Raw genomic sequence first — 20,753 nt, 5'->3', positions numbered from 1 at the left:
TACGACAAGCCGATGATTGGACGCTGGAGCATTCCGAATCAAGATGGATTTGGCATTGTCTTGGCTGTAAATTCGGGATAGCCTCAGTTGTGTTGTCCCCGATTATAATTCTTTTTCTCAAAAGCGGGGAAGGCCAACCACGGCAGTCGCGGCACGGAACAGTGGGAAGATATGAAAACCGACGAATTTGCATTCATTAATCGGCAACTGGCAGCCATGTTGAAAACCGGTGTGCCTCTGGAAGGGGCACTCAAACAACTGTGTGCTGACATGCAGCGCGGTCAGTTGCGCGAAGAATTGGCCCGGTTGGAAAACGACCTCACTCAGGGTACTCCCCTATGTACGGCCATCGCCAAACGCAACTTGCCGGAACTGTACGTGCGCATGATCCAGATCGGCGTGAAAAGCAATGATTTGCCCGGCGTCCTGATCCTCATTGCGGATTATTACCAGCGGATGAATTCGCTGAAAACCAGACTCAAAACTTTGATGGTATATCCTGGGATCGTGCTGGGAATATCGTTTTTTGTAACCGTGCTGGTCGCGCTGCTTTTTCACACGATCACCAGCCAATTAATGGACGGAGTTCTCGGTTCAGGATCATTTTTTGGCCTCTCGTTCTGGCCATTCCTCGCTTTGATTCTTTTTCCAGCATTTTTTGGTTTGATCTTTTTTTCTTTCCTGCTGGCATTCCTCATTCCATCCGTCAAAAGAAAGGTGGTCGGCTGTTTGCCCGGATTCAAGGACGCTCACCTGGCCAATCTGGCCCGTTCTATGAGTATTTTGCTTCGAGGGGGCTGCAGTTTATCAGAGTCAATAAGCCTTCTTGCGCCGATTCAAACGGAAACTCAATATGGCAAAGAACTCGAACAATGGCAAAAGAATGTTATTTCCGGGCAAGGTCAATTCAAAGATTTTGCAAGTTCGCGAAAATATATTCCTTCGCTGTTTTATTGGATTGTGATCAACAGTGGTGAAGAGTGTGCCGCCGGGCTGGCACAAGCTGCGGAGATATACTATGAACGGGCCATGCAACGGATGGAGATTTGTTTGTATGCCGTCGTTCCAATATCCATTGTCATCATCGGGTTGATGATAGGCGTCCAAATACTGGCTTTGAACCAAGGCATTTTCCGCGCTCTATATGATTCATTGTTCATCTGTTTGGACTAATATGTGTCACCAAAACCATTGCTCCAACCACCCAACTTTGTATGTCTAACGATGACGAAGAAATTGTGAGACTGGTGGTCGGATTCCTGGTGGCGGGATTGCTTGTGCTGGTGATTATTTTCATCAGCTTTCATCTCCTGTATAAGCCTCTTCGGAACAGAGAACGACTGCGTTTGTTTCTGGATTTACTGGAACGCAACTTAAAACAAGGGCGCAGTGTTGAGCAATCCATGGTCTTGATGGCTGAAAGCGGCGAGCGGTCGCTTGGCGTGGAATTTTACCTGGTTGCGGCCAACATTGAAAAGGGGCTCACGTTTGCTGACATTCTGGCCAAATACCCTAAGTTCCTGCCCCAAAAAATCAGAGCCATCCTCAAAGCTGGAATCGAAACCGGCAACCTTGTCCATGTTTTGCCCGTCGCACGGCAAACCCTCACCGCCTCACAATCCGAAGCCCGCGGCAATGAAAACTTTCTACTGAGTATTTGTTTCACAGGTGGCCCCGCGGCAGTCAGCGTGTTATTCATGCTTTCCATTTTCGTCGTCCCCAAACTTAAATATATTTTCGATGATGAGGTGGCGGATGCAGTTGTTTTTCCAGCTTATTGTGAATATGTCATCAATAACCCCATGTTGTGGGTGATGGCCGCCGTTGCGCTCACGCTCGTCACTTGGTTGGCGGCCTGGCTACATTCGGGTGAACCTGCTGGGCTACGGTGGCTGGAGGTGGAAATGTTTCCGGTCAAGTCGTGGCAGGAAATGATACTGCCATGGAAACGCAAGCGTATGCTCCGCGATTTCTCCGCCATACTGGCGCTGCTTTTGGACGCGGGGTTGCCGGAGGAAAAAGCCCTGCGCGTGGCCGGGGATTCCACGGCCAATTGGCATTTCCAAAAACGAGTGGAAAATGCCATCCAGAAATTGCAAGCTGGCCAAAAACTGACCGAAGCGGTGGCGCAATTGGACGATAGCGTTGATTTCAGCTGGCGACTGGAGAACGCCAAACATTCCCCCGTTGGATTCCGCGTTGCGCTGGCTGGCTGGCTGGAATCGCTCGCAGCCAAAGCGTACCAACAGGAACAAACCTCGGCGCAAGTGATCACCAGTATCCTGCTGCTGCTCAACGGAGCATTGATCGGCTCGATTATTGTCGCGGTCTTCATGATGTTAACAAGTATAATTGAAGCCAGCACCTTATGGTAAACCAATTGTCAATTCGCTTACCGAGGGCGGTGGAAGCACGCCGACAATCCGGTTTTTTGACCAATGAGCTGGTTGTGGCCATGGCTATCCTGGCAGCGGCCATGATCCCGCTAGGGTTTGCTTATTATCAGGATCACCAAGCCTGTCGCGCTTGCTATCGCCGGGCCATCGCCATGGAATTGGTGGATGGCGAAATGGAAGTCCTGTTGGCGGGCGAGTGGCGTGCCTATGTGGACGGAGTACATCCGTATTTTATTCAAGCTGGCGCGCTGACCAACCTTGGCAAGGGTGAATTCCAGCTTCTTCGCTCCAATAATTTTGTCCGGCTGGAATGGAGACCACTGACGAGTGCGCAAGGTGGCATGGTGACTCGCGAGGGTTTTGGGAGGTTAATCCCAGTCCCCGGGAGAGGCGGTACACCATGAAGATACGTGCTCAATCCGGACTCAGTTGGACCAGCCAGGAAAAGCGGACTGGCAGTGAAGATGCCATAAAATGGCGCCAAAACTTTAGGGACGCTGGCGTCATGCTCGTTGAATGCATGATCTATATCTCCATCTTAATGGTGGTGATGACGTTGGCATATTCCCTTTTCTATCGTGCTTTTGAAAAAAATCGTGACTTGCAGCGCAACGTGAATGACATTTTAAAAGTCCTTCAGGCCGGAGAACGATGGCGATCAGAGCTGCGACGGGCAAGTGGGCCATTGAGCACGCAAACCAATCAGGGCTATGACTACATATTCATTCCTCAAACGAACGGAATAATCACGTATGCCTTTGCGCGTGGTTTTGTCTGGCGTGCTGCGCCGGAGAACACCAATTACAACCGGATTTTATATGGCGTCAAAACTTCCAAAATTATTTTGGAAGCGCGGCACTACGTTACCGCGTGCCACTGGGAATTGGAATTGGAAAAGCCTCAAAATGCGGCGCGCTTGCCCCCCTTATTTACCTTTACTGCGGTTTTACCCAACCACCTGCATGAAACTGCCTCGGAAAACAAATAGGGCCCTGCGCCAACAACAGGGTGTCGCCATGGTGTTAATGGTCGCGTTGACCGCCATCATGTTTCTGCTGGTGATGGCAAATGGGCGCACGCTGAGCCTGTTCCGGCGTGAACTGCAACACCTGGAGAAACAGCAACTCAGACATGCGCGAGAAGCCGCCGGTACCAACCAGGTTTTTCAGGTGCAAACCAATGCTCCTTAGCCATGGTAAAACCAGAAATAAAAATACTCGTCATTGAAAATTCCCTCCGCTGTTTCCGATATGGCGCGGCCGGCCTGATACCGTTGTTTGGAATCCCATTCGTGATTATGGCGATCCGCTGTCGCTACCGAGTATGGCTGAATTCGTATAAATTTTGGAACCCTGCCATATTTCATGTTAAGGCAGGCTTCATTTTAGCCTGGCTGGGCGGATTGATCAACGTTGCTGTTCTGGGCTCGATGCTGTTGGCTCTGTGCAAGCTGGTTGTCTGGAGTTATGAATAAGCAGGAACCCCGCACCGCTGTTGTTACGCGAGTTGCGATTGCCATCACACCAAGCTGAAACATGGTGCCGCCGGGCGTTCATCATTACCAAGGCCGTCTTAATCCCAGTTGGAGTAATTACCGCTTGCGCAAACAGGACACGAAAATTCGATTCTTCGCAGTTGAGAAATATAATCCAACAGAAGCCTTGACCTTCAGGTCCCTCGCTGCCGCCGCTTACGCGCCACCAATCCGATTCCGGCAAATGCGAGCACTAAGAAGGCAGTGGTCGGCTCGGGAACCGGTGCAACCACAACGGAAATCCCCCCGCCATTGTCATACAGGCCGTAATCCGGCACCGCAAAGATTAAGGTCGTGGCGGAGGTAAAGGTGTAATCTGAACTTAATATTGTGCCTTTCCGCCCAAGCGGCCCGGGGCGGATAAGATTGCAATATCCGTTTGCCACAGCGTCACTATAAGCAGCGGCAGCACTACTGAAGCCAGGCCCGGGTGCGCCATCAAAAAGCTGCGGGACTGAACCCGAGCTTGCCGCCGCAATATCGAATACCAGATAATCGGTGATCCACGGAGAATTGTAGGTCCATGCCGTATAGATCTGACTCAGATCGGTGGGGGTTAGCGCGGGGAAGGCAATCGCCGCGGCGGCGGGGTTTATGACTTGAAAGGTATAGGTACCTGGTTGCACAGAATATTCAAGCAGTTGGGTGGCTCCACCAGTGAAAAACGGATTATACCACAGCGATTGATCGCCATTGTAACTCCCTGCACCATCCTGTCGGGCGTTAATATTTACAATGGCGGTACCCGCTGGCAGATTGGCAGTGATGATGGAGCCTCCGAACACCGAAGGTAACACACTGATTGCAAGCAGCAGCATCAAGTATTTGTGGAATAATATTCCTGAAATACGAAACGACTGACGAGGATGCTGACCAGCTCCTCCGGTTGAAAAACAAGAGGTTAAAACAGTTCGATTTTGACTCATAACAGTTCGGCTTTGCTTCACTATCATGAGGCCATAGCGTAAAGCGAAGCAGGCCAAAGTCAATCACTAACTTCAAGGCGACCTAATAGTTAGGATTACTGACTTTTCTTTGCGGCTGGCTTGGCCAAAGATCGTAAATCCAGCGGACACGCCGGGTCGTGCGGCACAGGCTTGCCCACCTGGTCCACGGGATGAGTGAAAAGGTAGCGCCAGACGTCTTCGTGAACAAACTTGCCGGCGGCGTTCTTCACCGCCGCGCCACCGGGCACTACGGAACTGTGTGCGCGCTTGGCATCGTTCTTCACGTCGCCATCGGTGATAAGCTGGCGGGTGTTGCCATAAGGCGGTGCCACTTTATCCACGTTCACAATGGGACCGCACTGATTCAAGCCCAGCAATTCCCACGAGCGATCATAATGATGCCCCGTCCAACCGCCATCGAGGACATGGCTGAAGGCAAAGAACCGGTTCGTTGGCGTGGCGGAGGGCAACCCTTGCCAGGTCTCGTACTGGTCGCGTGGGCCGCAAAACATCACCACGCGATCCACGCGTTGGTGTTTGGCAAACCGCGCCGCCGTGGTTGAACCGTGTGAAGCGCCTGAGATGATCACACGATCCCAACGGAGCCCCTGCCGATCATCAGTCAGGAAATAGTCCCAGCGGCCCAGTGGGTTTTCCTTCGCCAACCATTTCACGAATTGTACCGAGCGCTCCATCATGCCGTCGGGCTTGGGGATATTTACCACGTCGCTGAAATCCTCGCCGGTCGCCGCTTCGAGCCGGATCTTACCAAGGAACTTATCATCCACCGGCGGCGGTTCCTTGCCAAACTGGCCAAACCAGCCGTTCGCATAATGCACCTGGATGGCGTGCAAACCATAACTGTTCACGCGCTCGAACAGCGGCGCGCCGTAGCCCATGAGCCAGATCACCAATTTACCCTGTGGCTTTAACCGTGTATCCACCGACGCATGCTCGACATCGGCAGGCTTGCCATTCTTCTCGAAGACAAAATCAATTTCCGGGTGCGGCCGGGCACGCGGATCAACCTGGCTGGCCCGCGCGGTGAACTCGTAGCGCTGGGGCTTGGGATCCTGGAAAGTTAACGGGGCATCGGCGGCGCAGAGTGCGGCCAATGGCAGTAACCACAAGGTGCTAGACAGAACGCCTGAGACGATATTCATAGTGTCTTTGACGTTCATAGCCGGATTGGTCTTCATGTTTTTCGGATTGGGGGCAAGAAATGCAAACATCCTGCTTAAGCGATTCAGCCTCGATACCATCAACCGCAAGTGGGGACGGCGTCTGCCTACCGGAACCCAACACGGAACTGCCTGATAAAGGTGAGGGCAGGACCGGCTTGCCGGGGTCTAAGAGCGTGGCGCGCGTGGAAGGTGACACCCGGAACCGAGGTGGCCCGGAGGAGTCCTGCCGCACTAACTACGAGGGCCAAGCAGGTACGGAGCCGCAACGACAAGGAGCGGAGCCGGAAGCTCATTCGGGAGTCGGATTGGCCCATAATAGCCTGCGGCAAGGCGCAAGCCCCGCCCCAGTCGAAGTTTCCCATAAAACTGCACCGTTTAAATCTCAAAAACGGTGCAGAAATGGTGCAGTTTTGGCGTGGTTTTCTTTCCAACCGTTCGCTTTGGTGCGTTACGAATTATACGGGTTGGGAAGGTCTGGTGATAAACCCTCAGGTGACTCTCCCATTTGGATGAGCGGCAGAAAAGGGGAGCACCTATCACATTGCTTCGCTAAACCGAAGACGCGGTGGCGCGCTGATTCCATGAGCGAGCAACCGGGAGGCGGGGATTTGGAACCAAAAATCCTCTACTGAGGTTTTGCGAATACCCGGAAAGAACCCCATAAATTTCCCTCTTTCTCCCCGGGCGGTTTCCGCATAAGCTCCCGGACGTATGTTGTTGCTGTTCGATATTGGTAACACCCACACGCATGTGGGGTGGGCCAGCGAAAAGAAAATTTTACGGCAGGCGGATGTGCCCACGCATGATTGGCATGAGGACACGGCTGGTCGCCTTGTGAAACGTTTTTGCACTGGGAAACGTCCGGCGGGCGTGGCGCTATGCAGCGTGGTGCCGCAAATCACCCCGTTGATCGAGCGGTTCGCCTGGGAAACCTGGAAGCTGCAAGTCTTGGAACTAACCCCCGCCACGGTGCGCGGCATCGGCATCCAGTACCCGCATCCGGAAACGATTGGGCCGGATCGCCTGGCTAATGCGATTGCCGCGCGGCATTTCTTTGGTGCGCCCTCAGTGGTGGTGGATTTCGGCACCGCCGTCACGTTTGACGTGGTGGATCGGCGTGGGGATTACGTAGGGGGAATCATTGCCCCTGGTCTTTCTGCTATGACGGAGTATTTGCATGAGAAAACCGCCTTGCTGCCCCGGATTGAAATCCACGAGGTGCGCACCGTGATCGGTAAGTGTACTAAGGAGGCCATGTTGATTGGGGCGGTACATGGGTATCGTGGGTTGGTGAAACAATTGATCGTGGAATTGAAGCAGGAACTAAAATATCCGCGTCTGCCCGTGGTGGCTACGGGCGGTTACGCCAAACTTATGGCTACCGGCCTGCGGGAAATCACCGCCGTGGCGCCTAACTTGACGCTGGAGGGCATCCGCTTAGCCTGGCTTAATGATCGGGCTGCGCAAAACGCTTGAAACTTTGGCGCAAACGCTTGAAACTTGTTCCACATGAATCGAATTGAAGAACGGTTTCAGCAATTACGACGCACTGGCAAAAAGGGTTTCGTGGTTTATATCGGCGCCGGTGATCCGAACCTGGAAGCCACGCGGCAATTGGCCGTGGCGTTTGACCAGGTCGGCGTGGATGTGCTTGAACTCGGAGTGCCGTTTAGCGATCCGCTCGCGGATGGCTTGGTGAATCAACTCGCGGCTCAACGCGGCATTGAGAGCGGCACCACACTCCCCAAGGTCTTGCAGACGGTGATCGAAATTCGCAAGGCTTCGCAACTCCCCATCGTCTTTTACATTTATTACAATCTCCTGCACCAATACGGGCTTGAACGGTTTGTCCGCGATGCCGCCCAAGCTGGTGTGGATGGTCTGCTGACGCTGGATCTGCCCCCCGAGGAGGCGGTGCAATATGAACGCCTCATGCGAGAGGCAGGGTTGTGCAATATTTATTTGATCGCGCCGACGACGCCGGAACAACGCATGGGCTTGATTGCCAGACATGCCGCCGGGTTTCTTTATTATGTCTCCCGCGAGGGCGTGACAGGCATGCAAACCAAGGTCTCGGATACCATCGCCCAAATGACCGATAAAATCCGCGAGCATACCGAACTGCCCATTGCGGTGGGTTTCGGCGTTTCCAACCCGGAACAGGCGCGGGAGGTCGCCCGCCACGCCGAGGCGGTGGTGGTGGGCAGCGCGATTGTGAACCAGATTGCCACGCACGGATGCTCGCCGGACCTCGTCAGCAAAACAGCAGCCTATGTCAAAACCATGGCCGAGGCCGTGAAGTCAGTTTAAAACGCAACCCAGTATTGAAAGAACCAGTTTATGGCAGCCAAAACCAAATTCACCACCCACGATAACTATTACGTCATCATCATGGCCGGGGGCCGCGGCGAGCGGTTCTGGCCGGTAAGCCGTGAAAAGACGCCCAAGCAACTGATCAAATTGTTGGGGGATCGCTCGTTGTTGCAGCAGGCCGTGGATCGTGTGCTGCCGGTGGTGCCGATGAAAAACGTCCTGGTGATCACCAATGCCGCCCAATTGGACGAGGTGCGCAAGCAACTTCCCAAGCTGCCCAAGGCAAACATCATTGCCGAGCCGGTGGGTCGCGACACCTGCGCGGCGGTGACACTCGGCGCCGCCATCGTTGGTTCACGTTGCACCACCGGTGTCATGGCCGTCCTACCCTCGGATCACGTGATTCCCGAGGAAAAGAAATTCCAGCAGGTGTTGGCCGATGCCTTTGACCTGGCGTCGCGCGGGCAGGTAATCGTGACCATCGGCATCAAGCCTACCGAGCCTTCCACCGGCTACGGTTACATCAAGGTTGGGAATAATTTACCAACGCCGCATGGCGGAAAACAATACAAGACCAGTTTCTTCCGCGCGGAGCAATTTGTGGAAAAACCGCATTACGACAAGGCGCTCGAATATGTCAACAGCGGGCATTACCGTTGGAATGCGGGTATGTTTCTCTGGTCGTTTGTCACCATCACCGAGGGTTTGAAAAATCACCAGCCGGAGATGGAATCCGCCTGTCACCGCTGGTTCGAGGCCGCCGCCAAGGGGAAATTGGATAAGGTGCTCGCCAAGGAATACCCGGAGGTGAAGAAAATCTCCATTGATTTTGCGCTGCTGGAAAAGGCGCACAATGTCGTCGTGGCGGACGGCGCGTTTGAATGGGATGATCTGGGTTCCTGGAATGCCATTGGCCGGCATCTCAAGGCGGACCCGGAGGGCAATGCCGTGGTGGGTGATTTCATCCACGTGGACGCGGCCCGTAATATCATCTTCGACGCCCGCACCAAGCATCGCACCCCCATTGCCTTCGTTGGCCTGCGCGACGCCATTCTGGTGCTTACGGACGATGCCACCATGGTGGCGCACAAGAGCCAGGCGCAAAAGGTCAAGGAAATGGTGAAAAAGCTGGCGGATAAGCCCGAATATAAAAAATTGCTTTAACCCGGCGGCATCCTTGACCCGCCCGGTTTTCACCTCTACACTGCACCTGCTATGAAGCAATTTGGCTTAATTTTACTGATGGCGATGGGCGGCTTGGGCACGGTGACAGCCCAGGAACTGCCCGCCTTTGATCGCGTGGCCGCCGTGGTGGAAGACAGCATTATTACGCTGTCGGAAATCCAACGCCTTGCGCTGCCCACCATCCGCAGCCTGCAAACCAGGCTGATGGGCCAACCGCAAGTACTCGAGTCCGAGGTCACTGATGCGATTCGCGAATCCGCCCGCATCAAAATCGAGCGTCAGATGATCATGTATGAGTATAAACGTAATTTTTCCGTTCCGGAAAGCGTCATCGAGCGGCGAATCGAGCAAAAGATCAAGGAAGGGCAGTTCCAAAATCGCGCCAACCTTGTCCGTTCCCTGCAAGCCCAGGGAAGAACCTACGAGTCCTGGTACCGGGAAGAACGGGAAAACCTGATTGTCAGCTTCATGAACGCGCATTTTGTGCCGCGCGAAAAGATCCTCGTCAGCCCCTATAAACTGGAATCCTTTTACGCTGCCAACCAGACGAATTTTATTGTCAAAGAAAATGTCAAATTGCGTCGGCTTCAGATTTCCAAGAGCCGAACGGACGCCGCCAAACTCGCCCAGCAGATTGTCGCCCAACTGGATGGTGGTTCGGAGTTCGTCAAACTCGCGGATCAGTATCATGACCTGAAGGAGAGGGAACCCGGTGGCCGCTGGGATGCCGCTCCCGAAAAACCTTCTGCCTGGCACGGCTGGGAAAAAGGAGATTTACCCAAGGAATCGGATGCCATCGCTTTTGCGCTCAAGCCCAAGCAACATAGCCGGGTGATTGAGTTGCCGGATTGTTACCTGATTCTGTACCTCGAAGAACGCGTTCTCCAGCACGTCCGCCCCCTTGCTGAGGTGCGCGAGGTGATCGAGCAAAAACTGGCCGATCAGGAACTGGAACGTTTGCGCAAGAATTGGGTCGCCAAGATGGAAAAGAGCACCTACGTCCACCTGATCAGTAATTAGCCAGTGGTGCGTATGATTGGAATCACCTTGGGGGATGTCACCGGGATTGGCCCGGAGGTCGCACTCAAAGCGCTCGCGGCCGAAGTCAATGCGGATTCAACGCGCTATTTATTGTTGGGAGATTTTCCAGGGTTGCAGCGGCTGAACCTTCAGTTGGGGCTTAATCTTCCGCTTCAGGAAGGTCTTCCGGATACGCAAACCACCGGGCGTTTTTTTGTTCACAATCCGCTTTCCGCTGCTTTGCCTCTGGATTTAAAAGCCGGCGATTCCGAAGCCGCTCGTGCGGCGGTCGCCTGGCTGAACGACGCTGCCCAACGCTGTCGGCGCGGGGAGATTGCCGCAATGGTCACGGCACCGGTGAACAAGGAAGCCATCAATCGTGCGGGCATCCCGTTCGTCGGGCAGACCGAATTGTTGACCCAATTTTCCGGCACGGACCGCACGGCGATGATGCTTTTGGGGGCGGATGACCGCGGTCGCTGGCTGCGCGTGGCGCTGGTAACCACCCATATTGCCATGCAAAAACTCGCGGCGGCGATCACCCGGACCAAGGTGGAACTGGCCATTGAACTGGCCGCGCAGGCTTGCCGCGATCTCGGTCTGCCGCGTGCCAAGGTGGGTGTTTGCGGCCTGAATCCTCACGCCGGGGAAGGCGGGGAATTTGGAACCGAGGAAATCACCACCATCCGGCCCGCCGTGGACGCTGTGCGGGCGCGCGGGGTGGACGCCGAGGGGCCGTTTGCGGCGGATACGCTTTTTTATTACGTCTATCGCGGGGATTATGACGCCGTGGTGGCCATGTATCACGACCAGGGATTGGCCCCCTTGAAAATGGTGGCCTTCGAGGGCGGGATCAACTGGACGCTGGGGCTGCCATTCATCCGCACGTCGCCCGATCATGGCACTGCGTATAACATCGCCGGGCGGGGCGTTGCGAATGCCTACAGCATGGTGGCCGCGCTGCGTCTGGCCAAACAACTTGCCAACCAAAAACACTGATCTATGAAAAAAAATCAACCCATTCTGATGGCGCTTGGTCTCGGGGCCGCGCTGCTTTGCTTCGCCCAAACCGGGGAATTGGTGAAACCCACTCCAGCCAAAGACGCCCGCAGTGTAATTGGCACTAATGCCGTTGTGGTGGGCCGGGTTGCCGAGGTGCATAAGAACGATAAAATCATCCGGCTCAACTTTGAGGAAAAGTACCCCAAACAAGTCTTCACGGCGGTAGTGTTTGCCAAAAACTTCAATATTTTCACCAACCTGGAGGCCCTCTCGAACCAGACCGTCGAAGTCAGCGGTAAAGTGACCGAGTTCAAAGGCCGCCCCGAAATGATCCTGAATTCCAAGGGCCAATTGCGCGTGCCTTGAACCCCGATTTTAGTCATCCACTGGTCCGAATTCATCGTCCTAAACCAATCGTGTAGCCATCCTATCCGAGCATTGGCATTATTGGCGTATGACAATCGTTGACCTGTTAAAACTGCCGAGACTTGCCATCGGGGTAGTCCTGCTGGTGCTTGCCCAAGGTGCAGGGGCTGCGGCCGTTGGGGGCGCGTCGTTGGATACGTATAATTACGTCATCGGCACGCAAACCATCGGCGCTTCCTATCAGTTTACCAAAGAACCGAAGCTTGTCGAAACCGCCCGCGCTATCTTGGCAATGGGGTCGAGCACGCTTAAATTTTCACTGACACCCCAGGGCGGCGTTACGCCAAAACCGCGCACCCTGGCTGAAACCGCCGAGCGCGACCCGGCGGTTCGGGCGGTGTTTGAGCTGCCGTTTGCCCATTATGTGATGTGGGTGTCGCCTCTGAGCGCGCCGGGCGGTGGGGCGTTTGCGGCGAAACGGTTGGGTGCCGAACGTGAAGAAACCTACGAACTGGCGAAGTATCTGCTGAAAACCTACAACGGCACGGGAAAGTCGTTTTATCTGGGTAATTGGGAAGGTGACTGGCTGTTGACCCACACCAACCCGAAGTACGTGCCATCCACCGAAGAGGTTCAGGACATGATCAACTGGGCCAATACCCGGCAGAAAGCCGTGGACGACGCCCGGCGCGAAACACCGCACGCCAATGTGTACGTCTATTATTATATTGAGGTGAACCGTGTGCGCGACGCGATGGAGGGAAAGGTGCGCGTCGCCAACAAAGTGCTGCCGCAAACCAACCCGGACTTCGTTTCCTATTCCAGTTACGACGCGCAGCATGGCGATATCGAAAAGAGCTACGCCGAGTCGCTGGATTATCTTCAGGCGCGGCTGACGCCCAAACCGGCAATTCCCGGCAAGCGTGTCTTCATCGGCGAATATGGAATGCTGTTGCTGGGTAACACGGCGCAGGCGCAGGCCACGCTGGCGCGGCATGTCATGCGCGCCGGCTTAAGCTGGGGTTGTCCCTTCATCCTTTACTGGGAGATGTATAACAATGAAGTCACTCCCGAAGGCCGGCAGCGCGGCTTCTGGCTGATTGACGATCAGGGCATCAAGCAGCCGGTGTATTTCACGCACCAGAAGTTCTTGGAGCAAGCCCGGGCTTATGTCGCCGACTTCACCGCCAAGCATGGACGCGCGCCGAACCGGGAAGAGTTTGGGCGTGCCGGCTTGGCGTGGCTGCCGGCCGAGACTGTGCCGCCCGCCAGTGTTCCGTTGGTGCAAGGCTCGCCGTTTGTGGACGCGCTGCGTGATTTCTCAAACGTTTTCAGCCACACCGATAACTTGATTTTCGATTCCAGTAATCCCGATTATTTCGAGGGACGCATGCAACGTTTGCGCCGCAGTGGAACCAATATGCCGCAGCACGTCGTTTATCGCGGTAACGCCATCTCGCGGTTCAAGATCACCACCTATGTCACCGGAACCTTTGCAGGCAAGGCCGGACCAAAGGTTCGTATTTTCACTTCGGCGGACAAACAGCAGTGGCACGAAGTGGACATCGCAAAGGAAACCGTCGCCATCAAATCCGGTTGGTCGCGCGTGGTGTTGATGCCAGTGAAAGAGTTGGCCGTTCCGGCGGCCTACCTGAAGATTGAACTGAGCAGTGATGCCGCCATTTATTCGCCGCAGGTGGGTGAGGTGCAGTTATTCACAGCGCAACCCGCTTTGCCACGTTGATTTTTCCCATTTCCCCACCGCTTGGCGGCTGGCAAAATGAGGGCAAGACAATAAAATGAGAAACTGGGAAAAATTTGGTTGATTCTTTGTCGTGCAAGGTCTTTATAAGCACGGTACCGAACGAAGGACTAAACATGGCGTTTGAACAATTAAAAGAACGGGTGTGGCGGGCCAATGTGGGCATCATTGAGGCCGGCTTGGTGATTTTGAGCTGGGGCAACGCCAGCGGCGTGGACCGCAAGGCGGGCATCATGGCCATCAAGCCCAGCGGCGTGGCTTACAATAAGCTCAAGCCGGAGGATATTGTCGTGTTGTCGCTCAGTACCGGGGAGGTTCTGGAGGGCAAGTATCGCCCTTCTTCGGATACGCCCACGCACCTGCATCTGTACCGTACTTTTAAATCGCTCGGGGGAGTGGTGCATGCGCATTCGGTGAATGCCACGGCCATCGCGCAGGCCGGTCGGGAAATCCCCTGCCTGGGGACCACGCATGCGGATACGTTTTATGGTTCCGTGCCGCTGACGCGCCAGATGACGCAGGAGGAGATTGACGGGGATTACGAGTTGAACACCGGCAAGGTGATCGAAGAGACGTTCCGTTCGCGCAAGTTGAATCCGGATCAGATCCCGGGGGTGCTGGTGGCCAGTCATGGTCCGTTTACCTGGGGATTCACGACGGAGAAGGCGCTGGAGAACGCGATGATCCTGGAGAAGGTGGCGGAGATCGCCCTGGCCACGTACCGGGTCAACGCGCAAGCGCAACCCATATCGCAGGTGCTCTTGGATAAGCACTTTCTGCGCAAGCACGGCCCGACGGCTTATTACGGGCAAAAGTAGTACGGCTCCCCTTGGGGTGGTTGACGGTCAAACTGCCGCCCAAATTTTCCGGTGGCATCCTGGAATGGAAGGTGGAATAAGCCGTCCTCAAGCCGGATTCTTGTTGAACCAAACACCAATTAACCTTATTTATCAGCCACACAATAGAAATGAACATGAACCTTGATACTTTTGCCAGGCAGACGGCGGATAAATTCGCCAAGCGTTTTGGACGTCAACCTCGTTGGATTGCCGCCGCGCCGGGACGCGTCAACATCATCGGTGAACATACGGACTACAATGACGGCTTTGTGTTCCCCATGGCGATTGAGCGGTACACCGTGCTGGCGGCGGATCGTCCTGTTGGCACCGTGGACTCTCCGCGCATCCTCCTGACCGACGCCAACCTCGAAGGGGATGCCGTGGTCAACCTCGACGAACCCTTGAAACCGGGCCAACCGAAATGGGCCAACTACGTCAAGGGAGTCATCGCCGGTTTCCAACGCCTCGGTGCGGATTTGGGCAGCCTGGATGTGATGATTGACACCTCCGTGCCGTTGGGGGGTGGTCTCTCCAGCAGCGCCGCCTTCGAGGTGTCGAGTGCGACCTTGTTCGAGGCGGTCACGGGTAAAACGCTGGATCCGGTGGACAAGGCGTTGCTGTGCCAGAAGGCCGAGCATGAATTTGCCGGCATGCCATGCGGCATCATGGATCAATTCATCTCTGTCATGGGCAAGGCCAACCATGTGTTGCTGCTTGACTGCCGCTCGCGGAAAACCGAGCTGGTGCCCATGAGTGATCCGGAGGTTTCTGTGCTCATCATCAATACCAACGTGAAGCACGAACTAACCGGCAGCGAATACCCGACCCGGCGCAAACAGTGCGAAACCGCCGCCAGCATTCTGGGAGTGCCCGCCTTGCGCGATGCCACAATGCCCATGCTCGAAGCGGCCAAGGCCAAAATGGATCCGGTGGTATTCCGCCGCGCCCGTCACATTATTGGCGAGATTGAACGCACCACCACCGCCGCCAAAGCCATCAGTTCTGGCAATTGGCCAGAAGCCGGGCGGCTCATGTACGCCAGCCATTATTCGCTCAAGGATGATTATGAAGTCAGTTGCGCGGAACTGGATGTCATCGTGGAAATCGCCCAAAGCATTGGCTTCCAAGGCGGCGTTATTGGCTGTCGCATGACCGGCGGCGGGTTTGGTGGTTGCGCCGTGGCGTTGGTCAAGAATACCGCCATTGGCAACATCTCACAGATTATCACCGAACAATACCAGCAACGTACCCAGATCAAGCCCACCTTGTTTGTGTCGCGGCCCGCGCATGGTGCCAAGTTGATCAAGGGCTAGCGGCCCAGCTTTACTGAGTGAATGCAAGTCTGCTGTCGGTCTGAATCCGGCAGGGAGAATTCAACCGCATATTGCCATGAATAACTTTAACCCTGAATTGCACCCGCACCGCCGCTATAATCCGCTCGCTGGTGATTGGATTCTGGTTTCCCCGCATCGCACGCAGCGTCCCTGGCAGGGGCAACGTGAAAGCACCGGCAATGAAAGCCGGCCTCAGCATGATCCCCAGTGCCATCTGTGCCCGGGTAACCAAAGGGCAGGGGAGTTGGTGAATCCCAAGTACGACGGTGTGTATGTCTTTGCTAACGATTTTGCGGCGCTCCTGGCTGATACGCCAATGACAGGCAATGCGCCTGACGAACTGTTTCGGGCCGAACCGGTTCAGGGCACCTGTCGCGTGATCTGCTTTTCACCGCGTCATGATTTCACCCTGCCTGAAATGCCAGTGGAACAAATCATTAACGTCATCAATACTTGGGCGCAGCAATTATCCGAACTCGGCGCGCGCTATCGGTGGGTGCAGATTTTCGAGAACAAGGGTGCCGTGATGGGCTGCTCCAACCCGCATCCGCACGGTCAGATTTGGGCCGGGAACTTTTTGCCGCGCTTCGTCATGCAGGAGGAAATTTCACAAAAACAGTATTTATTGCAGAATCACCGCCCGCTGCTGCTGGATTATGTGAAACAGGAGATCCAAAACAAGACCCGGCTGATTGAACTCAACGCGGATTGGGCGCTGGTGGTGCCGTATTGGGCTACCTGGCCGTTTGAACTACTGTTGGTTCCGCGACGACACGTACTCCGGTTGACGGATTTGACTGCCATCGAACGGGCTTCCCTGGCTGATATTCTCAAGCGCGGTCTGACCCGCTACGATAATCTGTTTGAAACCAGCTTCCCGTATTCCATGGGCTGGCATGGCGCACCGACCGAGGATGGTGACTTTCGCCACTGGCAATTGCACGCGCACTTTTATCCGCCGCTGTTGCGCTCGGCCACGGTCCGCAAATTCATGGTGGGCTACGAAATGCTGGCGGAACCGCAACGCGATTTAACTCCCGAGCAAGCCGCCCAAAGGCTGCGCGAGACGCCCACCATCCATTATCGGCAGAAGTAATCAGGTCTTATGCGGCATTTTTCCAGCCAGCTACGATTTCTGCGGTGATAGATGTTGAAAGCGCTTGGAATTTCTGATATGTCTTCTTCTGTATGGCAGCAGCGACCACAGTACCATTGACTGACTTCGCGTCGGCGGAGCGGGTGCCAGTGAATATCGTCCACCAGCAGGCCAGGGCGTTTGACACCCAGCCGCTTACCCCCAAGCTGCTCAATTCGGTACTCAACTATATTTTCGTCCTTAATCCGCAACGCCAGATTATTTTTGCCAGTCAGAATGTCCGGCAACTGACGCCGGATAGATCGTGTGATCAATTATTGGGGTTGCGGCCCGGCGAGGCGCTGGGGTGTATTCACGCCTGCGAACATACCGGTGGCTGCGGTACTTCACGTTTTTGCTCCGAGTGCGGCGCGGTAAAAGCCATTCTCGCCAGTCTGGCGGGGCACAGTGACCTTCAGGAGTGCCGGCTCACCCGCACAATTCAATGTAAAACCGAGGCGCTTGACATCCTGGTGTACGCCAGCCCGTTTACCCATGAAGGGCAAACCTTTTCGTTGTTCAGCGTCAGCGACATCAGTCATCAAAAACGCCGGCGTGTCTTGGAACGCATCTTCTTCCATGACGTCGTCAATACGGCTGGAGCATTGGAGGGGTTGCTTGGCCTGTTGAAATTTCAGGTGCCAGACAACCTGAAGCCAGAGTTGAAAGTTGCCGAACATGCCTGCCACGACCTGCTGGACCAAATCCAGGCGCAGATAGACCTGACCATGGCGGAGAGCAACGAGCTGGTGGTTGCTGCCACCCCGCTGAACAGCAAGATGCTGCTCCTGAGCGTCGTGGATTTATTTCGCAATCATGAGGTTGCCAAGGAGCGGAACCTGGTGGTGGCCGATAACAGCCCCAGCATGGCCCTTATCAGTGATGCCACCATTCTGAAACGGGTGTTGGGTAACTTGGTGAAAAATGCCCTGGAAGCCATTCGCCCTGGGGAGACCGTCACGCTCGGCTGTGCGCCGGCTGGAGATGGCGTGCAATTTACTGTGCATAATCCCGGTGTCATTCCTCAAAAAGTACAACTCCAGTTGTTCAACCGGTCGTTTTCGACCAAGGGGAACGGACGCGGCTTGGGAACGTATGGCGCCAAATTGCTTACGGAATCTTATCTCAAGGGCACGGTTGGGTTTGAATCCACGCCGGAGCAAGGCACCCTTTTCCAAGTTGTTCTGCCCAAGCAATTAATTTCGTAGAGAGTGTTCCTTTAAGATCAAATCATCATGAAACCAGTTCTCATCTCTCAGGACCTTTTTGTACAAAATCGCGAGCGATTGCGGCAACTGCTCCCCAAACGCGCATTGGTCGTGCTGAATGCCAACGATATCATGCCCACCAATGCGGATGGGTCGCTGGGCCATCATCAGAACGCCGATCTGTTTCATCTCACCGGAGTTTTGCAGGAAGAAACCATTTTGGTGCTGGCGCCGGACGCGGCGGATGCGAAGTTGCGGGAGGTATTGTTTCTGCGGCAACCGAGTGACCTGTCGGCCATTTGGGAAGGGCACAAACTTTCCAAAGACGAGGCCATCAAACTGACCGGCATAAAAACCATCAAATGGCTGGCCGACTTTGATTCGGTGTTCCACCAGTTGATGTGCGAGTCAGACCACGTGTTCCTGAACGCGAATGAACATTATCGCGCCGCCATCAGCGTGGAAACCCGGGATGCCCGTTTCATCCGTCAGTGCCAGGCGCGCTATCCATTGCACACCTACCATCGGCTCGCCCAATTGATGCATGACTTGCGCATCCTCAAACTGCCGCTCGAAGTCGAGTTGATTCAGCAGGCCTGTGATATTACCGGGAAAGGTTTTCGGCGTGTACTGAAGCGGGTCAAGCCGGGCATCAACGAGGCGGAAGTCGAGGCGGATTTCGCGTATGAGTTTATCCGGCACCGTGGCGGTTTCGCCTATCCGCCGATTATCGCCAGCGGCGGAAATAACTGCGTGCTCCATTACAATCAGAACGATCAGGTGTGCAAACGCGGGGACCTGTTGTTGCTGGATGTCGCCGCCGGGTACGGTAACTATATGTCCGATCTCACCCGGACCATTCCCGTTAGCGGGCGATTCACCCGCCGGCAGAAGCAGGTGTATCAAGCCGTTCTGCGCGTGTTCCGGCAGATCGTCCAAGCCATGCAACCCGGCAAATCCATCCTGGATTTACGCCGTGAGACCGAGCAACTCATTGAAAAGGAATGCGTGGACCTTGGCCTGCTCAAACTGGCGGATATTCGGAAACAGGACCCGGACAATCCCGCCGTGCGTAAATATTTCATGCATGGCGTGGCGCACCCCATCGGGTTGGATGTGCATGATGTGATGTATGTGCATCAGAAATTACAGCCCGGCTGGGTGTTGACCTGCGAACCAGCCATCTACATCAAGGAAGAAGGTTTCGGCATCCGCACCGAAAACACCATCCACCTCACCGAGGGTGGCCCGGTGGACTTAATGGCTGGCATTCCCATTGAGGCCGACGAAATCGAAGCCCTGATGCAATAACCGAGGCAACGAGAGGCTGGCATTAACCTGGTAACGATTACGAGTAGGTTTCCTGCAACCCATTACCCGCCGTTTGCTCAGCGCCTTTGGCGTTTGATGGATTTTCCCACCCAGCTATTTCATTGGTTTCACACGTTGGGAATCCGCTACCTTTCCACCAAAGCTAAAATCCCGTTGCAGCGGGAATAACCTGGCCGGTCACATGCGTGTTTTCTCCATCCACTTATCCACCTGCGGCGGATGATAACCGGCCAGGCGCTCCAGCAGCGCGGCCGGGGTGTCCTCCACCAGCAGCATCTCCCGGTGCGCCGGCTTCAGGAACCCCTCGGCGGCGGCATGATCTAGGAATCCGATCAGCCGGTTGAAATACCCGTTGACGTTCAGCAGCCCGCACGGCTTCTGGTGAAAGCCCAGTTGCGCCCACGTCAGCACCTCGAACACTTCATCCAGCGTGCCATACCCGCCCGGCAACGCCACAAACCCATCCGACCGCTCGAACATCATCGCTTTCCGCTCATGCATGCCCGGCACCACGTGCAACTCCGTCAACCGCAGGTGCGCGATCCGGTGCGCAAACGATTCGGGAATGATGCCGATCACCCGCGCTCCGGCCGTGAGCGCCTCATCCGCGACCGCGCCCATCAGGCCGACCGCCGCCCCACCATAAACCAGCTCCAGGCGCTGGCGGCCCAGCACGCGTCCCAGCTCACGCGCCGCCTCCAGATAGACGGGCGCAAAACCGGGATTCGAACCGCATTGCACACACACTCGCTTCATCTGCCGTCCAATATTGCGAAGCACCGGCAATTAGTCGAGGGCAAAGACTATGCCGCAACGCCACCCCAGGGCTGCCTCAAGCCCGGTTTGGTTTAAGCTGGAAGCGGTGGTTCGGGGGGGCCCATGGCTGCGGAATTACCCGCAAGCAAGTGAAGCGATTAAGCCGATTCCCTCAGCCGGATAATGCAATCCTCTCCCCGAGGGAGAGGATACAGGTGAGACTTCTCCGAACAGAAGAATTTCGCTCTTTGAACCCATGAACCTGGAAGTGGGGGTTCGTGGGGAGAGTAGGGGAAACCGCCGCGCCGGGTCAATGCTGGGATGAACCACATCGCCATTACATGGCACAAGCCTGCTATCCGCCATCACTTCACCGGGTGGATCATCTGATGCAGGACGCGCAATAAGACGCCGGGATCGAATCGTTTGGGCAGCAGGGC

The 20,753-nt window shown here is 55.3% G+C and carries 20 protein-coding genes; 17 read left to right on the top strand and 3 right to left on the bottom strand.

Features of this window, described 5'->3' with window-relative positions; translation table 11 throughout:
- The first annotated feature begins 171 nt into the window (after window positions 1–171).
- The 5 genes from WCO56_00410 to WCO56_00390 all read left to right on the top strand — a co-directional run bounded on the left by WCO56_00410 (window position 172) and on the right by WCO56_00390 (window position 3,586).
- On the top strand, window positions 172–1,173 hold the full coding sequence (locus tag WCO56_00410; GenBank protein MEI7728003.1) for a type II secretion system F family protein: 1,002 nt from the start codon (window positions 172–174) through the stop codon (window positions 1,171–1,173).
- 41 nt (window positions 1,174–1,214) lie between these two features.
- Window positions 1,215–2,375 (top strand): type II secretion system F family protein, encoded by a 1,161-nt coding sequence (locus WCO56_00405; GenBank protein ID MEI7728002.1) that lies wholly within the window; start codon window positions 1,215–1,217, stop codon window positions 2,373–2,375.
- 5 nt (window positions 2,376–2,380) lie between these two features.
- Window positions 2,381–2,800 carry a hypothetical protein gene (locus WCO56_00400; protein ID MEI7728001.1) on the top strand — a complete coding sequence of 140 codons (420 nt, stop codon included), beginning with the start codon at window positions 2,381–2,383 and terminating at the stop codon, window positions 2,798–2,800.
- A gap of 116 nt (window positions 2,801–2,916) precedes the next feature.
- Window positions 2,917–3,384, top strand: coding sequence for a hypothetical protein (locus WCO56_00395; GenBank protein MEI7728000.1), 468 nt, complete (start codon window positions 2,917–2,919; stop codon window positions 3,382–3,384).
- Between the two features lie 28 nt (window positions 3,385–3,412).
- Entirely contained in the window at window positions 3,413–3,586 is a 174-nt protein-coding gene (locus WCO56_00390; GenBank protein ID MEI7727999.1) for a hypothetical protein, read from the top strand.
- 478 nt (window positions 3,587–4,064) lie between these two features.
- Here WCO56_00390 and WCO56_00385 read toward each other — a convergent pair whose 3' ends face one another.
- Window positions 4,065–4,856: a PEP-CTERM sorting domain-containing protein gene (locus WCO56_00385; GenBank protein ID MEI7727998.1), complete on the bottom strand. Its 792-nt coding sequence runs from the start codon at window positions 4,854–4,856 to the stop codon at window positions 4,065–4,067.
- Window positions 4,857–4,951: 95 nt separating this feature from the next.
- Window positions 4,952–6,076, bottom strand: coding sequence for a hypothetical protein (locus WCO56_00380; GenBank protein MEI7727997.1), 1,125 nt, complete (start codon window positions 6,074–6,076; stop codon window positions 4,952–4,954).
- A gap of 696 nt (window positions 6,077–6,772) precedes the next feature.
- Here WCO56_00380 and WCO56_00375 point away from each other — a divergent pair.
- From WCO56_00375 to WCO56_00320, 12 genes are all read left to right on the top strand, one after another.
- Window positions 6,773–7,537: a type III pantothenate kinase gene (locus tag WCO56_00375; protein ID MEI7727996.1), complete on the top strand. Its 765-nt coding sequence runs from the start codon at window positions 6,773–6,775 to the stop codon at window positions 7,535–7,537.
- 33 nt (window positions 7,538–7,570) lie between these two features.
- On the top strand, window positions 7,571–8,371 hold the full coding sequence (gene trpA, locus WCO56_00370) for a tryptophan synthase subunit alpha (GenBank protein ID MEI7727995.1): 801 nt from the start codon (window positions 7,571–7,573) through the stop codon (window positions 8,369–8,371).
- A 30-nt stretch (window positions 8,372–8,401) separates the two neighbouring features.
- On the top strand, window positions 8,402–9,538 hold the full coding sequence (locus WCO56_00365; GenBank protein ID MEI7727994.1) for a sugar phosphate nucleotidyltransferase: 1,137 nt from the start codon (window positions 8,402–8,404) through the stop codon (window positions 9,536–9,538).
- A gap of 51 nt (window positions 9,539–9,589) precedes the next feature.
- Window positions 9,590–10,579 carry a peptidyl-prolyl cis-trans isomerase gene (locus WCO56_00360; GenBank protein MEI7727993.1) on the top strand — a complete coding sequence of 330 codons (990 nt, stop codon included), beginning with the start codon at window positions 9,590–9,592 and terminating at the stop codon, window positions 10,577–10,579.
- A 12-nt stretch (window positions 10,580–10,591) separates the two neighbouring features.
- The gene (pdxA, locus tag WCO56_00355; protein ID MEI7727992.1) at window positions 10,592–11,578 is read left to right on the top strand and encodes a 4-hydroxythreonine-4-phosphate dehydrogenase PdxA; all 987 of its coding nucleotides are present in this window, start codon (window positions 10,592–10,594) and stop codon (window positions 11,576–11,578) included.
- 3 nt (window positions 11,579–11,581) lie between these two features.
- Window positions 11,582–11,947: a hypothetical protein gene (locus WCO56_00350; GenBank protein ID MEI7727991.1), complete on the top strand. Its 366-nt coding sequence runs from the start codon at window positions 11,582–11,584 to the stop codon at window positions 11,945–11,947.
- A gap of 88 nt (window positions 11,948–12,035) precedes the next feature.
- Window positions 12,036–13,691: a hypothetical protein gene (locus tag WCO56_00345; protein ID MEI7727990.1), complete on the top strand. Its 1,656-nt coding sequence runs from the start codon at window positions 12,036–12,038 to the stop codon at window positions 13,689–13,691.
- Between the two features lie 134 nt (window positions 13,692–13,825).
- Window positions 13,826–14,527, top strand: coding sequence for an L-ribulose-5-phosphate 4-epimerase AraD (gene araD / locus WCO56_00340; GenBank protein ID MEI7727989.1), 702 nt, complete (start codon window positions 13,826–13,828; stop codon window positions 14,525–14,527).
- A gap of 155 nt (window positions 14,528–14,682) precedes the next feature.
- Window positions 14,683–15,861: a galactokinase gene (gene galK, locus WCO56_00335; GenBank protein MEI7727988.1), complete on the top strand. Its 1,179-nt coding sequence runs from the start codon at window positions 14,683–14,685 to the stop codon at window positions 15,859–15,861.
- A gap of 76 nt (window positions 15,862–15,937) precedes the next feature.
- Window positions 15,938–16,978 carry a UDP-glucose--hexose-1-phosphate uridylyltransferase gene (locus WCO56_00330; GenBank protein MEI7727987.1) on the top strand — a complete coding sequence of 347 codons (1,041 nt, stop codon included), beginning with the start codon at window positions 15,938–15,940 and terminating at the stop codon, window positions 16,976–16,978.
- A 92-nt stretch (window positions 16,979–17,070) separates the two neighbouring features.
- On the top strand, window positions 17,071–18,225 hold the full coding sequence (locus WCO56_00325) for a HAMP domain-containing sensor histidine kinase (protein ID MEI7727986.1): 1,155 nt from the start codon (window positions 17,071–17,073) through the stop codon (window positions 18,223–18,225).
- Between the two features lie 27 nt (window positions 18,226–18,252).
- On the top strand, window positions 18,253–19,536 hold the full coding sequence (locus tag WCO56_00320) for an aminopeptidase P family protein (protein MEI7727985.1): 1,284 nt from the start codon (window positions 18,253–18,255) through the stop codon (window positions 19,534–19,536).
- A gap of 198 nt (window positions 19,537–19,734) precedes the next feature.
- Here the strand turns inward: WCO56_00320 and WCO56_00315 are convergent, their stop codons facing one another.
- On the bottom strand, window positions 19,735–20,313 hold the full coding sequence (locus WCO56_00315; GenBank protein MEI7727984.1) for a TIGR00730 family Rossman fold protein: 579 nt from the start codon (window positions 20,311–20,313) through the stop codon (window positions 19,735–19,737).
- Window positions 20,314–20,753 lie beyond the last annotated feature (440 nt).

The sequence above is a fragment of the Verrucomicrobiota bacterium genome (genome assembly GCA_037139415.1).
Taxonomy (GTDB): Bacteria; Verrucomicrobiota; Verrucomicrobiia; order Limisphaerales; family Fontisphaeraceae; genus JBAXGN01.
Note: the sequence above shows the minus strand (reverse complement) of the source record. Positions and strands in the feature narration are given on the sequence as shown.

Bases quoted from the DNA above. Each gene is read 5' to 3' on its own strand.
- WCO56_00330 (MEI7727987.1), top strand. From the start codon at position 15,938: ATGAATAACTTTAACCCTGAATTGCACCCGCACCGCCGCTATAATCCG.
- WCO56_00380 (MEI7727997.1), bottom strand. From the start codon at position 6,076: ATGAAGACCAATCCGGCTATGAACGTCAAAGACACTATGAATATCGTC.
- WCO56_00350 (MEI7727991.1), top strand. From the start codon at position 11,582: ATGAAAAAAAATCAACCCATTCTGATGGCGCTTGGTCTCGGGGCCGCG.
- WCO56_00390 (MEI7727999.1), top strand. From the start codon at position 3,413: ATGGTGTTAATGGTCGCGTTGACCGCCATCATGTTTCTGCTGGTGATG.
- WCO56_00325 (MEI7727986.1), top strand. From the start codon at position 17,071: ATGGCAGCAGCGACCACAGTACCATTGACTGACTTCGCGTCGGCGGAG.
- WCO56_00345 (MEI7727990.1), top strand. From the start codon at position 12,036: ATGACAATCGTTGACCTGTTAAAACTGCCGAGACTTGCCATCGGGGTA.
- araD (MEI7727989.1), top strand. From the start codon at position 13,826: ATGGCGTTTGAACAATTAAAAGAACGGGTGTGGCGGGCCAATGTGGGC.
- WCO56_00410 (MEI7728003.1), top strand. From the start codon at position 172: ATGAAAACCGACGAATTTGCATTCATTAATCGGCAACTGGCAGCCATG.
- WCO56_00375 (MEI7727996.1), top strand. From the start codon at position 6,773: ATGTTGTTGCTGTTCGATATTGGTAACACCCACACGCATGTGGGGTGG.
- WCO56_00395 (MEI7728000.1), top strand. From the start codon at position 2,917: ATGATCTATATCTCCATCTTAATGGTGGTGATGACGTTGGCATATTCC.
- WCO56_00385 (MEI7727998.1), bottom strand. From the start codon at position 4,856: ATGAGTCAAAATCGAACTGTTTTAACCTCTTGTTTTTCAACCGGAGGA.
- trpA (MEI7727995.1), top strand. From the start codon at position 7,571: ATGAATCGAATTGAAGAACGGTTTCAGCAATTACGACGCACTGGCAAA.
- WCO56_00315 (MEI7727984.1), bottom strand. From the start codon at position 20,313: ATGAAGCGAGTGTGTGTGCAATGCGGTTCGAATCCCGGTTTTGCGCCC.
- WCO56_00360 (MEI7727993.1), top strand. From the start codon at position 9,590: ATGAAGCAATTTGGCTTAATTTTACTGATGGCGATGGGCGGCTTGGGC.
- WCO56_00320 (MEI7727985.1), top strand. From the start codon at position 18,253: ATGAAACCAGTTCTCATCTCTCAGGACCTTTTTGTACAAAATCGCGAG.
- pdxA (MEI7727992.1), top strand. From the start codon at position 10,592: ATGATTGGAATCACCTTGGGGGATGTCACCGGGATTGGCCCGGAGGTC.
- galK (MEI7727988.1), top strand. From the start codon at position 14,683: ATGAACCTTGATACTTTTGCCAGGCAGACGGCGGATAAATTCGCCAAG.
- WCO56_00405 (MEI7728002.1), top strand. From the start codon at position 1,215: ATGTCTAACGATGACGAAGAAATTGTGAGACTGGTGGTCGGATTCCTG.
- WCO56_00365 (MEI7727994.1), top strand. From the start codon at position 8,402: ATGGCAGCCAAAACCAAATTCACCACCCACGATAACTATTACGTCATC.